Origin of the sequence: Ideonella paludis (genome assembly GCF_018069865.1) — a bacterium.
Classification (GTDB): Bacteria; Pseudomonadota; Gammaproteobacteria; order Burkholderiales; family Burkholderiaceae_C; genus Ideonella; species Ideonella paludis.
On record NZ_JAGQDG010000004.1, the window covers coordinates 454,938 to 468,816 of the forward strand.

Here is a 13,879-nt window from a genome sequence, read left to right on the forward strand (position 1 = left end):
ATGCAATTCCGCTACAAGTATTACGGCAGCACCACGGTGGACGACTCGTCCACCGCCCAGGCCTTCAGCTTTGCGCCCGACACGCTACGCCCCCCGACCTTTTTTGAGGGCATGCTGCGGCGCGATGCGTCTTGCAGCCTGGCCCTGCGAGAAGCGCTGTCAGCCCTGCACGCCGTGGTGGTCAGCGACCAACGCTATCGGGGACGCGACCCCCAGGCTTACCAGCAATGGCTGCAGGCCAATGAAAGCAGCTTGCTGGCGCAGTTCATGGCGCAGGCGGCGTCGCTGAAGGCCCGCGCCGAAACCCTCGGTGCCGAGCTGAAAAAAGTGCGTGAGGAGAAGTCAGCGCTGCTCGCCCCCTTTGATGCCGCGCGGCAAAAGTACTTCAACTGGCTGTATGAATCGAACCGCGATGCCTGGTTTGTGCTCGACCCGGTCATCACGGTGCATCCAGAGCGCCTCCTGTTCGAGGCCTTCAGCCAAGATGAGTCCAGCTATTGCGCCGTCAGCGTGAAGCACGATGTGTTTGACCGCGTGGGCGAGATGGCCTGCGGGACCACCAATATCGACTACTCGGCCAGCTTGTTCGACGAGTTCCAAAAGATCCGCGACTACAAGGACACCCGTTTCCGAATCGACCCAACAGGGTTCAATGTCACCACCGGCACGGACCCGAGTTTTCAAGAATCCAAGATCGACCTGCCCGACAGTTGGGTGCGGGGCTTTTTGCAGGTCTCCAGCGCCATGACCTTGCCGGCCACGGTGCTGGAGCTGCACCCCATGGATTTGCACAATGTGTGCAGCCTGCTGCGCCAACGCAAAGAGCGCGCCGGGCCGCGCTCGCTGCGCTTTGAGCTGCAACCGGGCCAGCCCGCCAAGATGGTGCTGGAGCCTTGGCAGATTGAGCTGGTGGCGCGGCGCAGCGCGGTGGTGGGCGCCCCGCTGACCGAGGCCCGCAGCATTCGGCTCTGGGGCCGCCGCCGCTTGCTGACGCTGGAGCGCTTGATCGCCTTGGCCACTCGCGTGCGTGTGCACCTGCTGGGCAGCGGCCTGCCCAGCTTCTGGGTGGTGGAGATGGGGGACATCACGGTCACGCTGGGCCTGTCGGGCTGGACCGCCAACGATTGGTCTCAGGCAGGCCGCTTCGATTTGCTGCAGACCCGGCACGAGGTCAGCGACTTGGCCAAACAGCGGGTGGCGCAAGCGCTGCAGTCAGCGTGGCTGGCCACCCCCGCCGAGCTGGCGGAGCGCACCGGCCTGGCGCAGGCCGACGTGCAGGCCGCGTTGACGCTTTGGGTGCAGGCAGGCCGGGCCGTCTTTGACCTGCCTAGCGGGCGCTTTGCCTGGCGCGAGCTGTCGCGCGAGCCGCTGCCTTTGGACAGCTTGCGCTTTGCCAGCCCCGAAGAAGAACAGGCCCTCGCCCACGTTCACGCCCGCCGCGCGCGCTTGACCGAGGTCACCGAGCACGGCGAGCGCATTCGCCTGCGTGGCAGCGTCAAAGACGGCCGCCACAGCCATGAACCCACGCTCCTGCTGAACACGGATAGACAGATTCAAGAGGGCACTTGCCAGTGCAACTTCTTCACCCAGAACCGGCTGCGGCGTGGCCCCTGCAGCCACATGCTCAGCGTGTTGTTGCTGGCACAAGCCAAGCTCACGGCCGCACCGGCCAAGGAGGTCGCATGAGCGGTGGCTCGCATATACTGAAACCGAGTGCAGTGCGCTGGCTCTTGCAACCCGGGCGGTGTTTCGCCGCCCTTGTTCACCGCCGTTCTATGCGCCACGGGTGCCGTCTTCACTGTGCCGGGCTGCCACCCATCGCGCAATGCCAATCGGGCTCGCTTCGAGCACATTGGCGCGATGGGTGGCGCCCGGCGTCGAGTGGACAGCCCCCGTCCCTCAAGCCTTTCAGGCTCTTCGACGAGAAGCGCACTGCACTCACCTTTTCCCACGCGCCAAGGCGCCCTGCCAATGCCAGATCAAGGCTCAGCACAGCCTGCGGAGGTGCTGCATGACGGAGCGCACCCCCACCCGTGCGGAGTTGCTGGCCCGCATCGCCCTCAGCAGCAAAGACGCCGTCGTCTTGGCCGAGATGCAACGCCTGGGTTTTTGGCCCAAGGATGCCGCGCAACCCACACTGGAATCAGCCCTGATCCAGCGCGAGGCAGAGCTGCAGCAAGCGCTCAACGAGCTACAGGATGAATTGAGGGTCAAGGGCGACCCCCAAGCGGCCTTGCAAGCCATGCGGCAAGCGCGCATGGCGCGCGCACGCGAGCAGCGCGAAGCCCACGCCCAAGTCCGCGAGAAAGCGCGTTACGAGCGCGCCCTGCGCTGGCACCAGGCCCGCGACACCGAGGTGGGCTTTCTGGGCCTGGGAGTCTCGGGCGGGCTGCAGGCGGACGCCGACCCGGCCGGCACCACAGCACGCTTGGTGCGCAGCGGTTTGCCGGCCTTGAGCACACCGCTGGAACTGGCCCAAGCCATGGGCCTGGGTTTGCCGGAGCTGAAGTTTCTGTGCTTTCACCGCGAGGTGGCCCGCACCACGCATTACCGCCGCTTCGATCTGCCCAAGAAGACCGGCGGCGTTCGGACCATCTCGGCGCCCATGCCACGGCTCAAGCGCGCGCAGTACTGGGTGTTGGATCAGATCCTGGTCAAAGTGCCGTGCCACGATGCCGCACACGGCTTCATGCCGGGCCGCAGCATCGTCAGCAATGCGGCGCCGCATTGTGCGCAAGCAGTGGTCATCAACCTCGACCTGAAGGACTTCTTCCCCAGCATTCACTTCCCGCGCATCAAGGGCGTCTTTCAAGGCTTGGGCTATGGCGAGGCCGTGGCCAGCCTGCTGGCCCTGCTGTGCAGCGAGAACGTCTGCGACGAGTTGGAGGTGGATGGCGAGCGCTTTTTTGTGGGCGGCAAGGGCCGTGAGCGCGTGCTGCCACAGGGCGCGCCCACCAGCCCCATGTTGACCAATATCTTGTGCCGCAAGCTGGACCGGCGGCTCCAGGGCTTGGCCGACAAATTGGGCTTCACCTACACCCGCTATGCCGACGACCTGACCTTCTCGGCGTCTGAGGAGGGCGCCACGCGGGTCGGCAGCCTGCTGCGTCAGGTGCACCATGTGCTGCGCAGCGAGGGCTTCACGCCGCACCCCGACAAGCAGCGCGTGATGCGCCAAGGGGCTCGGCAAGAAGTCACGGGGGTGGTGGTCAATGCCAAGCCCTCGGTGTCGCGCACCGAACGCCGCAAGCTGCGCGCGGCCTTGCACCGCGCGAAGACGCAAGGGCTGGCGGCCGCCACCTGGCAGGGGCAAGCCGCCAGCCGGGACGTGCTGGTGGGCTATGCCCGCTTTGTGCGCATGGTCAGCGCCCCCCAAGGCCAAGCCCTGCTGCAACAAGCCCTGGCTTTGCCTGGCACGGCGCCCTCAGCGGCGGCTGCCCGTGCTGACGCCTTCCGCGTGATGGCCGCCAAGGGCCAGGCACCGCAGCGCCGGCAAGGGGCGTGGTGGCAGCCCACGCCGCCGCCGCTGCCGCAGCTCGCCTTGACGGCACAGCAGGTCAAGACGGCTCGCCAAGAGCGGCTGAATGCCGAGCGCGCAGCGCGCCAAGCGGCCAAACGGCCGGCAGCACCCGCACAAGGCCGCGACGCGAACACCCAGGCGCCAGGGATGTCTCACACCCAAGGCCACACCCCAGACGCCCCCACCACCAGCGCCCCACCCGTGTCGTGGTGGCGTTTCTTCCTGCAGTTGTTCATCCTGATCCGCGTCGCCGTGGGCCTCAAGAGTGCGCTGTTCTTGATGTTGGGGGCGCTGTGCTTGGGCCATGCGTTGATGACGCGTCGCCAGGGCTGGATCCGGTTCGCCCTGACCTTGGTGATCCTGGCCGTGTTGAGCAGCTTTACCAAGCTCTAACGAACACGATCAGCAGGGCCGCACAGGGCTGTAGGCGGGTGCCGTCAGCAGCGGTGGCTCATTTGCGCTTGGCGCGCGGATGGGCCGCGTCGTAAACCTTGGCCAGGTGCTGAAAGTCCAGCCGGGTGTAGACCTGGGTGGTGCTGATGTTGGCGTGGCCCAGCAGCTCTTGCACGGCGCGCAAATCGCCACTGGATTGCAGCACATGCGAGGCAAAGCTGTGGCGGAGCATGTGCGGGTGCACCGAGGTGGGCAGGCCGGCATCCAAGGCCAGCGCTTTGAGGCGCAGGCGGATGGCCGCGTCGCTGAGGCGCTGGCCGCGGCGCCCCACAAACAAGGCGGGCTCTTGGGCACCCGCCAGCGTGTCGCGCACGGCGAGCCAGGCTTGCAGGGCCTTCAAGGCGGGGCCGCCCACCGGCACGCTGCGGCGTTTGCTGCCCTTGCCCAGCACATGGGCGGTGGCGTCGGGCACATCGACCCAGCCTTTGGCGCCGGGGCTGGCGTGGGCATCCAATCCGACCAGCTCGCTGATGCGCAGGCCGCTGCTGTAGAGCAGCTCGACGATGGCATGGTCGCGCAGCGCCAGGCGCTCATCGCCATCTTCGCGTTCATGGCTGGCCAAGGCCACGGCCTGATCGACTGACAAGGCCTTGGGTAAAGGCTTGGCCGCTTTGGGGCCGCGCACGCCCTCGACGGGGTTGAGGCTGACGCCGCCCTCTTGGCCCCACCAGCGGTAGAAGCTGCGCCAGGCCGACAGCTCCAGCGCCAAGCTGCGCGGGCCCAGACCCTGGCCATGCAGCAGGGCGCTGAAACGCCGGACATGCGCCGGCTTGAGATTGGCGATCTCCAGCCCGTGCTGCTGCGTCAAGCCCAAGAGGCGTTGCAGTGCAGTTTGGTAGAGCACCAGCGTGCGCGGCGCCAAGCGGCGGCTGACTTGCACGTGCTCCAGGTAGCGGGCCATGGGCGCTGGCCAGGGCAGCAGCGGTGCACCGGCCGGGGCCGAGATCAGCGCGTCAGGCGGGGCTGTCACGCTGCTGTGCTCTGCGCTCAGGGCAGCAAGCGCGCCAGGGCAGCGCTGGCGATGTCGCCAATCTGCTCCAGCAGCTCGACACCCATGTCGGACTGATAACGCAGGGCATCGGGCGAGCCCAGCGCCAGCAGGCCAAAGCACTGCGCGGCGGTCTTGCCCAGGCGCAGCGGCACCAACGCCATGGACTGCACCGGCACCTCGGGCTCAAACCAAGACGCCGCTTCAAAGCCGGAGTTCAGGCCGCAATAGGGCATGGTCAAGCTGGCGGCCAAGGCCTTGGCATCATCGCTGACGGTTTGGCTCAAGTTCAGGGCAGCATGCTCAGGCGCCAAGCCCCAGACGCGCAAGGCCACTTGGGGCACCATGAACTCGTGCTTCAAGCCGTCGATCAAGGCGGCCTCAATGGCTTGGGCTTCGCGGGCCAGCAGCATGGTGCAGGTCCAGCGATGCAGCCGGCCGCTCAAGGCTTCGTTATCCTGACCGGCCCGGATCACGTCCATGAACTTGCGCTCCAGGCCCTTGATGCGGTCACGCAGCAGCTCAATCTGCCGCTCTTGCAGCGACACCGCGCGTGCGCCGTGGGGGCTGACCAACTGCACGGTGGAGAGCAGTTGGGCGTGGCGCTCAAAAAACGCGGGGTTGTTGGCCAGATAGCCCGCGATGTCGTCTTCAGTGATGCCGGACACGCCGGTGGGGGAGGTGCTCACAGCTCAATCTCTCCTTGGTAAACGGTTTGGGCTGGGCCCGTCATCATGACGGGCTGGCCAGGGCCGGCCCATTCAATGCGCAACTGGCCGCCACGGGTTTGGACTTCGACGGCCGCATCGAGCCAGCCTAAGCGGATGCCCGCCACCACCGCAGCGCAAGCACCCGTGCCGCAGGCCAGGGTTTCGCCAGCGTCGCGCTCGTAGACGCGCAGCGCGATCTGGTCGCGTGCCACCACCTGCATAAAGCCCACGTTGACGCGGCGCGGGAACTGAGCATGCGACTCGACGATGGGGCCGATCTCGGCCACCGGTGCGCGCAGCACATCATCCACCCGCATCACCGCATGGGGGTTGCCCATGGAGACCAACGCAATCTCGACTTCACGGCCATCGGGCAGCGGCAGAGACCAGACATCCACGCCATGCTTGGCGCGCGGGCTCAAGGCCTTGGGGTCGAAAGGCAGATCCGCCGGCGCAAAGGCGGGCTCGCCCATATTGACGGTGACACGGCCATCGGGCGCTTGGCGCAACTCCAGCAAGCGGTTCACCGTTTCCACACGGATCACGTCTTTGTCGGTCAGGCCTTGTTCGCGCACATAGCGCACAAAGCAGCGTGCGCCATTGCCGCAGTGCTCGACCTCTTCGCCGGTGGCACCGTTGTAGATGCGGTAGCGGAAGTCGACCTCGGGTTTGGTGGAGGGCTCCACCACCAGGATCTGGTCGGCTCCGACGCCAAAGCGGCGGTCGCCCAGGCGTTGGAGTTGTTCGCGCTGCAGCGTGAGCGGCTGACGGGTGGCGTCCAACACCACGAAGTCATTGCCCGCCCCCTGCATTTTGGTGAATCGAATGTGCATGGGCTGATTATCGACGCAGGGCCTCAGTACAAGCGGGGCTCTCCCGGCGGGCGGGTTTTGAAGCGCCGATGCACCCAGAGGTATTGAGCAGGCATTTGGCGGACTTCGTCCTCGATCCAGGCATTGATGTGGCGGGTATCGGCCAGCTCATCGCCGCTGGGGTAAGCCCTCCACGGGGGCAAGAAGCGCACGCGGTAACCCTGGCCGCCTGGCAAGAACTCCGCCACCACCGGCTGCACCGTCATCTTCAAGCTCTTGGCCATGCGGGCTGGCGCCAGCAAGGTGGCGGCGTCGACGCCAAAGAAGGGCACAAAGGCCGCGTCGCGCAGGCCGAAGTCCATGTCGGGCAGGTTGAAGAACACCGCCCCGCGCTTGATGGAGCGCACCAGGGGCAAGGCGCCTTCGCCATGGCGGGAGAAGACCTCGCCGCCGCCAAAGCGCAAGCGGCCGTGGCGCATGGCAGCGTCCAAGGTGGGGTTGCTTTGGCGCTGGTAGATCGAGGCGACCCAGCGCTTCTGAAACAACTGCGACGCCACGCCCGCCACATCCAGGGCCAGAAAGTGCGGCACCAGCCACATCACGGCGCCAGCATGGTCTTGGGCAAAACTCACTTCGCCCTCGACGTGGATCAGGCGCCTCAAACGTTCGGGTGAAGCCCACCACAGCACACCGCGCTCCAGCAGGCTGCGGCCCAAGAGCGCAAAGTGTTCACGCAGCAGCGCTTCGCGCTCGGCGGGCGGCATGTCGGGCATGCACAGTTGCAAGTTGCGCCGCCCGATGCGCCGCCGCGAGCCCCCCAGGCGGTAGAGCAGCGTGCCGAGGCCCCGCCCCACCGAGGCCAACACCGGCAGCGGCAGCCAATGCAAGCACCACAACACGGCCAGCAAGGCCTTGGCCCCCCATCGGGAGAAAGTCGCCTTCATGGGCTTTCACTCCCCGCCACGTCTTGGCCGCGGGGTTGTTTGTAGCGGTGGTAACCCCATAAGTACTGCTCGGGTTTTTGCATGATGACGCGCTCCATGGCGCGGTTGATGGCGGTGGCCGCCGTGACTTGGGCTGCGGCATCATCAGCCGCTGGCAGGGTCTCACCCAGCGGCTCAAAGTGCATCACAAAGCCTTGGCCTTTCGGCAGGCGTTCGCACCACACAACCACAGCCAGTGCATCGGTCTGAGTGACCAAGCGGGCAGCCAAGGTCACGGTGTAGGCGTCCTGTCCAAAAAATGGGGCCCACACGCCTTGCCCCTGGGGGGGGACTTGGTCTGGCAAGAGCCCCACCATCTCGCCCTTGCGCAGCGCACGCAGCATGTGGCGCACGCCGCTCAACGCCGCCGGCACCGTGGCCAGGCCAGGGCGGGCACGCGCACCCTCTTCAAGCTCACGCAGCAGGGCCGAGCGGGCTGGGCGGTACATCACCGTGAGAGGCCGCAAGTGGCCCCAGCGCTCCACCACAGCGCGGGCCGACACTTCAAAACTGCCCAAATGGGGTGTCAAGAACACCAAGCCTTGCCGAGCCCCCAGCGCTTGATCTACCCACTCAGCCCCTTGCCAGCGCACCCGCGAGCCCAGACGCTGCTCAGCGGGCATCAGCCACAACCACAGCGCCTCGGCGGCCATGCGCCCGGCCTCGGCCACCGAGGCCCGCCGCTGTGCCGGGCTCAAGCCCGCAAGCACAGCGTTTTGGCCCAAGCGGCGGCGGTAGCTGGGCGACAGCGCCCAGGTCAGCCAGCCCAGGCCCGCGCCTAAAGCCTGCAATCGCGGCAGGGGCCATCGGGCCAGCCAGCGCAGGAGTGACATCATCATCTCTATAATTCTTTAATTAATCGCCGAGTTAACAGGACAACTTGCGGGGCGATGCAGGTGGTTTTCAACCGATCCTGCCTGGGTTTTTTCTTGAAAATCCCGGTCCAAATGCCGCTAAAGCGTTCGCCGCTCAATCAGGTTGCAGAGCAGGACGACGCCCTACAGTGACCCGCAACCAGATTGAAAACACATATGGCGAACGATTATCTCTTTACCTCAGAGTCTGTCTCTGAAGGCCACCCCGACAAAGTTGCGGACCAGATCTCCGATGCGATCCTGGACGCCATCTTCCAGCAAGACCCGCGCAGCCGCGTGGCCGCCGAAACCCTGACCAACACCGGCTTGGTCGTGCTGGCCGGTGAGATCACCACCAACGCGCACGTCGACTACATCCAGGTCGCCCGCGACACCATCAAGCGCATCGGCTACGACAACACCGAGTACGGCATCGACTACAAGGGCTGCGCGGTGATGGTCTGCTACGACAAGCAGTCCAACGATATCGCCCAGGGCGTGGACCATGCCTCCGACGACCACCTCAACATCGGCGCCGGTGACCAAGGCCTGATGTTTGGTTACGCCTGCGACGAAACGCCGGAGCTGATGCCCGCGCCCATCTACTACGCCCACCGCTTGGTGGAGCGCCAGGCGCAACTGCGCAAAGACGGCCGCCTGCCCTTCCTGCGCCCCGACGCCAAGAGCCAGGTGACCATGCGCTATGTCGATGGCAAGCCCCACAGCATTGACACCGTGGTGCTGTCCACCCAGCACAGCCCGGACCAAAGCGAGACGGCCACCAAGATGAAGGCCAGCTTCACCGAAGCCATCATCGAAGAGATCATTAAGCCGGTGCTGCCCAAGGAGTGGCTGCAGGACACCAAGTACCTGATCAACCCCACTGGCCGCTTTGTGATTGGCGGCCCGCAGGGCGACTGCGGCCTGACTGGACGCAAGATCATCGTCGACACCTACGGCGGTGCCTGCCCCCACGGTGGCGGCGCATTCAGCGGCAAAGACCCCAGCAAGGTGGACCGCTCGGCCGCCTATGCCGCCCGCTATGTGGCCAAGAACATCGTCGCCGCGGGCCTCGCCAAGCAATGCCAGATCCAGGTCGCCTACGCCATCGGCGTGGCCCGCCCCATGAACGTGACGGTCTACACCGAAGGCACCGGCGTCATCCCCGACGACAAGATCGCTGCATTGGTGCAAGCCCACTTCGACCTGCGCCCCAAGGGCATCATCCAGATGCTGGACCTGCTGCGCCCCATCTACAGCAAGACGGCCGCTTACGGGCACTTTGGGCGCGAAGAGCCTGAATTCACTTGGGAGAGAACTGACAAAGCTCAGGCGCTGCGTGCAGCGGCTGGGCTGTAAAGCACGGCGTTCGCGCCCTCTCTCAATCAAAGGCCTGCTCAGCGCAGGCCTTTTTCATGGTGTTGCGCCCTCGCCCCACTGGCCAAAACCAGCCCCTTACACTTGCGGGTCGCCCTTCAGGGCCCGAATTCGCATCACTTTGGATCTTTTAACGACATGAAAGCAGCAACTCGCTTCCTCGCTCCCGGCCTGATTCTCGCCGTCGCCACCATCGTGGGCGGCTGCGCCACCGAACCCACCGCACCGCCCAAGCCCATGCCCGCCCCCGCGCCTGCACCGGCGCCGGTCGCTCCGCCCGTCGCCAAAGCGCCACCGCCCCCCACCGCGCTGCAACTGTTCGAGTCGGCCATCAGCAAGGCTGCGGCCGAAGACAACGTCTCTCTGAACAAGACCGACAGCGGTGGCTTGGTGCTGCGCGCCGGCGGTGACGGCACGTTTGCCCTGGCCAGCAGCCGCCTGAACCCCAAGTTCGCCGAGTTCTTGGACGAGTTGGCCAAGACCCTGCAAGCCCACCCCAAAGTGACCGTGCTGGTCACCGGCCACACCGACAACGTGGGCAACGCCAAGAACAACGAAACTCTGTCCGCCGCCCGCGCCAAAGCCGTGATGGCTCAGCTCGTCAAGCTGGGCGTGGCGCCTGAGCGCGTTTCAGCCATGGGCAAGGGCGCCAGCGAGCCCATCGCCAGCAATGACAGCGCCCAAGGGCGGGCCGTCAACCGCCGCGTGGATATCTTGGTGAGTGAGGGTGGGCGCTGAGATCGCCATAGCAGCGCCCTGAGCCCTGGCCTGCAAAGCAGCCCAGACTCGACTCAGGGCTGTGACGCCCGCCCGCCTGCTTGCGCTGAAGACACCATGCGTTGAATGTTTTCAGCCGCTTGCTCACCATGCCCGGTGAGCAGGCTGGCGCGCATCCGACGAACCACTTCCACGAACGCCGCAATGGACTCAGGGCTGTCCAAGTCACGGTAGGTGGATAAGAAATCTGCAGCGGGCACCAGCACAGAAGACTCACCATAAAGAGCAAGTCGCGCCGTGATGCTCTGCGAATGACGTTCAGCGCTTGGCCCAGCGACAAAGTAGGTCACAAAGTCTTCATACGCTTTGGCGCGCATCTCTGTTTTCGGGGCTTTCTTTTCAGCGCGGCGCCCCCACCAGTTGTTGAGCAGTGAAGCGACCAACGCACCGCCGGCAGAACTCGCCGCCACGGTGGTCAGCGCCGCCAAGGACAACTCCGAAAAGCTCATTTGAAACTCTCCAAGGGAAGGCTGCCGCCAGCTTCCATCGCCGCAATGGCCGCCCTGGCCTCATCGCCTTGCGGAATGGGCCGACCACTGTCGCGCCACTCCACCGCAGCTTTGAAGCCCTCGGCTTGGGCCAGGCGGCGGAACCACAGGCCTTCGGGGTTGTGGCGGGTGATGCCGTCGAACACGGTGGACAGGGTTTGGGCTTGGTCCAGGCCTTGCAGTTGCATCACTTGGTTGAGCACCAGCTTGTGCATGGCCAGCATGCCGGTGGGCACGCCGGCGATGCGCAAGGCCAGGCGCAGGACCTCGGCTTCCAACGCTTCGGCCGGGTGGGCACTGTTGGCCAGGCCCCAGTCGGCAGCGGTGCGGCCGCTGATGACGTCGCCGGTGAACATCATCTGCCGTGCGCGCACCGGACCCAGCCGGTAGGCCCACATGGCAGTGGTGGGGCAGCCCCAGACCCGAGTGGGCATGTAGCCAATGCGGGCGTCGTCGGCCATCACCAGCAGGTCGCAGCACAGGGCGATGTCGCTGCCCCCGGCCACGGCCGCGCCATGCACTTTGGCAATGGTGGGCTTGCGGCTGTGCCACAGGGTCATGAAGTCCTCGGTGAAGCCGCGCATGACGGGGTAGTCTTGCATCGGGTCCCAGGGCTCTGCTTCTTGCTGGCAGGGGTGATCGACCCGACCTTGGCCAAAGGCCTGCAAGTCGTAGCCGCCGCAAAAGCCTTTGCCCGCGCCATCGACAATGATGACGTGGATGCTGTCTTGGCCTTCCGCCCAGCGCACGGCCTGGCGGATCTCGCCGGGCATCTCGCCGTTGATGGCGTTGAGCCGCTCGGGGCGGTTGAGCCGCAGGCGGGCGATGCGCGGGTGCTGGAGGTCGGGCTCGATGGAAAGCGTGCTGTAGGCGGGCATACGTCAGACTTTAGCGGCTGATTTAGGGCCTGTTAACACTACGGCAAGAGACGCGAAGCGGTGAATTGGAGCACCCATCTAGGCGCAATGCGCCGCCCGCACTGATGTGCGGGCAAGCGTTGCAACGACGAGGGGTGCCCCAATCCGCCGCTTCCCTTCGGCTTGTGGCCAAAAAGGGCGCATGCGGCGTTGCAAATCCTCGCCGGGCGGGCAGCCCGGCTGCGGCTTGCGCCTTGCCTGCGCCCTTTTTGACTCACAACGCGTTCCCTCGCCGTAGTGCTAACAGGCCCTAGGCTCTTTCTCTTGCAGCAGGCGCCACATCACCTTGCCCGCGCCGGACTTGGGCAAGGCTTGCACAAACTGCACGAGGCGCGGGGCTTTATAAGCGGCCATGTGCTCATGGGCCCAGGTGATGATGTCTTGCTCGGTGGTCTTGCCCACAGCCTCGGCGCGCAGCACCACCACGGCTTTGACCGTCTCGCCCCGGTATTCGTCGTGGGCGGCAATGATGCAGGCCTCGGCCACCGCCGGGTGTTTGTAGAGCAGCAACTCCACCTCCGACGGCCAGACCTTGAAGCCGCTGGCATTGATCATGCGCTTCAAGCGGTCGGTGATGAAGAAGTAGCCGTCTTCGTCCATGCGGCCCAGGTCGCCGGTGCGGAAGAAGGCCTTGCCGTCGATCTGCACAAAGGCCGCTTGGGTGGCGGCGGGCTGCTGCCAATAGCCCTTGAAGACCATGGGGCCGTGGGTGACGATCTCGCCCACCTCGCCCACCGGCATTTCTTGCAGCGTGTCGGGGTCGACCACGCGCGCATCAACGCCAAAGATAGGCATGCCCAAGCACTGCAGCTTGGCCCGCTCGGGCGGGTTGGCGTGGCTGGGGGCCGCCGTCTCTGTCAGGCCATAGCCTTCGGCAAAGGTCAGGCCAAATTGATCGCGCAGGCGCTCGGCAATGGCTTGAGGCATGGCCGCGCCGCCGCCGCTCAGGTAGGTCAGCGAAGACAGATCGAACTCGGCCAGCTTGGGGCTGGCCAGCAGGTCGATGATCATGGTGGGGATGCAGGTCCAGTGCGTCACGCCGTAAGTGGCAATCAGGCGGGCGGCCAGCTCGCGGTCCCAGCGCGGCAGGATGACCACGGTGGAGGCTGTCAGCACCGGGCTGAGCACGCCATAGAGCATGCCGGTGATGTGAAACATGGGGACCACGCCCAGGCTCACGGTCTCGGCGCTGGCATGGCTCCAGAGCGCGCCGCCGATGGCGTTGGGCATCAGCGTGCGGTGGGTGTGCATGCAGCCCTTGGGCAGGCCGGTGGTGCCCGAGGTGTAGGGCAGCAAAGCCAGGTCGTCCGCCTGGGCCTGTGGCGGGCCGGCGGGGGCCAGGCCTTGGGCCAGGGCGTCGGGCCAGCGGGTCACCGGCACACCACCGGTCAAGGCGGGCGCATCGGCCCGCAGCCAGGCTTCCAAGGTGGGGCCGGGCGACAACTCAGGCGGCGTGACCTCGGGCATGGCGTCGGCATAGCGGGTCACCAGCAAGGCCTTGAGTTGGCGCTCGGGCGGCAGCGCGGCATTGGCGCCATGCACCACGGCCGCGCCATCGGCGCCGCAGATCACCACCTTGGTGGCCGGGTCGGTGATGTAGTGGCCAAACTCATCGACCTTGTTCATCGGGTTGACGGGCACCACCACGGCGTCGCAGCGCATCACCGCATAAAAGGCCACCACGTACTGCGGGCAGTTCTGCAAGAACAGCGCCACCCGGTCGCCCTGGCCCACGCCCTGGGCTTGCAGCCAGCCGGCCAGGCTTTCAGCCTGCGCCTTGAGCTGGCCAAAGCTGAGCGGCTGGCCAAAGAACACATAGGCCGCCTTGGCGGGGTAGCGCGCCGCCGAGACCTCCAGGTTGAACCACAGCGTGGTCTCGGGCAGCACCAGTTGGCGCGGCAGGCGGCGTGGCCAATGGGCCAGATGGGGGCGATCAGCAGGCACCATGAGGTCTCCCGGTCAGTAGTGGCCCTAGGCTACCCGCTGCAGCACCTGCCAGC

Annotated in this window: 12 protein-coding genes; 4 read left to right on the forward strand and 8 right to left on the reverse strand. The window is 65.9% G+C overall.

Translation table 11 applies throughout. From position 1 onward, the window contains the following. Together KAK11_RS12495 and KAK11_RS12500 are read left to right on the forward strand one after the other, a co-directional pair. The gene (locus KAK11_RS12495) at positions 1-1,686 is read left to right on the forward strand and encodes an SWIM zinc finger family protein (protein ID WP_210809464.1); all 1,686 of its coding nucleotides are present in this window, start codon (positions 1-3) and stop codon (positions 1,684-1,686) included. Positions 1,687-2,011: 325 nt separating this feature from the next. After that, entirely contained in the window at positions 2,012-3,913 is a 1,902-nt protein-coding gene (locus tag KAK11_RS12500) for a reverse transcriptase family protein (protein ID WP_210809465.1), read from the forward strand. A gap of 58 nt (positions 3,914-3,971) precedes the next feature. Here the strand turns inward: KAK11_RS12500 and xerC are convergent, their stop codons facing one another. The 5 genes from xerC to KAK11_RS12525 form a co-directional block, all read right to left on the reverse strand. Continuing rightward, the gene (xerC, locus tag KAK11_RS12505) at positions 3,972-4,874 is read right to left on the reverse strand and encodes a tyrosine recombinase XerC (protein WP_210809631.1); all 903 of its coding nucleotides are present in this window, start codon (positions 4,872-4,874) and stop codon (positions 3,972-3,974) included. A gap of 86 nt (positions 4,875-4,960) precedes the next feature. Then, positions 4,961-5,650 (reverse strand): DUF484 family protein, encoded by a 690-nt coding sequence (locus KAK11_RS12510; protein ID WP_210809466.1) that lies wholly within the window; start codon positions 5,648-5,650, stop codon positions 4,961-4,963. Beyond that, complete coding sequence (dapF, locus tag KAK11_RS12515) at positions 5,647-6,504, reverse strand: diaminopimelate epimerase (RefSeq protein ID WP_210809467.1); 858 nt, start codon at positions 6,502-6,504, stop codon at positions 5,647-5,649. Before dapF ends, KAK11_RS12510 begins: the two co-directional genes overlap by 4 nt. Positions 6,505-6,527: 23 nt before the next feature. Further along, entirely contained in the window at positions 6,528-7,427 is a 900-nt protein-coding gene (locus tag KAK11_RS12520) for an LpxL/LpxP family acyltransferase (protein ID WP_210809468.1), read from the reverse strand. Next, positions 7,424-8,302: a lysophospholipid acyltransferase family protein gene (locus KAK11_RS12525; RefSeq protein WP_210809632.1), complete on the reverse strand. Its 879-nt coding sequence runs from the start codon at positions 8,300-8,302 to the stop codon at positions 7,424-7,426. Before KAK11_RS12525 ends, KAK11_RS12520 begins: the two co-directional genes overlap by 4 nt. A 195-nt stretch (positions 8,303-8,497) precedes the next feature. Here KAK11_RS12525 and metK point away from each other — a divergent pair, with 195 nt between their 5' ends. After that, on the forward strand, positions 8,498-9,679 hold the full coding sequence (metK, locus tag KAK11_RS12530) for a methionine adenosyltransferase (RefSeq protein WP_210809469.1): 1,182 nt from the start codon (positions 8,498-8,500) through the stop codon (positions 9,677-9,679). A 156-nt stretch (positions 9,680-9,835) separates the two neighbouring features. Then, complete coding sequence (locus KAK11_RS12535; RefSeq protein WP_210809470.1) at positions 9,836-10,435, forward strand: OmpA family protein; 600 nt, start codon at positions 9,836-9,838, stop codon at positions 10,433-10,435. A 53-nt stretch (positions 10,436-10,488) separates the two neighbouring features. Here KAK11_RS12535 and KAK11_RS12540 read toward each other — a convergent pair whose 3' ends face one another. The 3 genes from KAK11_RS12540 to KAK11_RS12550 form a co-directional block, all read right to left on the reverse strand. Next, positions 10,489-10,923 (reverse strand): hypothetical protein, encoded by a 435-nt coding sequence (locus tag KAK11_RS12540; protein WP_210809471.1) that lies wholly within the window; start codon positions 10,921-10,923, stop codon positions 10,489-10,491. Continuing rightward, the gene (locus KAK11_RS12545) at positions 10,920-11,840 is read right to left on the reverse strand and encodes a crotonase/enoyl-CoA hydratase family protein (RefSeq protein ID WP_210809472.1); all 921 of its coding nucleotides are present in this window, start codon (positions 11,838-11,840) and stop codon (positions 10,920-10,922) included. Before KAK11_RS12545 ends, KAK11_RS12540 begins: the two co-directional genes overlap by 4 nt. A 279-nt stretch (positions 11,841-12,119) precedes the next feature. Further along, positions 12,120-13,826 carry a long-chain fatty acid--CoA ligase gene (locus tag KAK11_RS12550; RefSeq protein ID WP_210809473.1) on the reverse strand — a complete coding sequence of 569 codons (1,707 nt, stop codon included), beginning with the start codon at positions 13,824-13,826 and terminating at the stop codon, positions 12,120-12,122. Between the last annotated feature and the right edge of the window lie 53 nt (positions 13,827-13,879).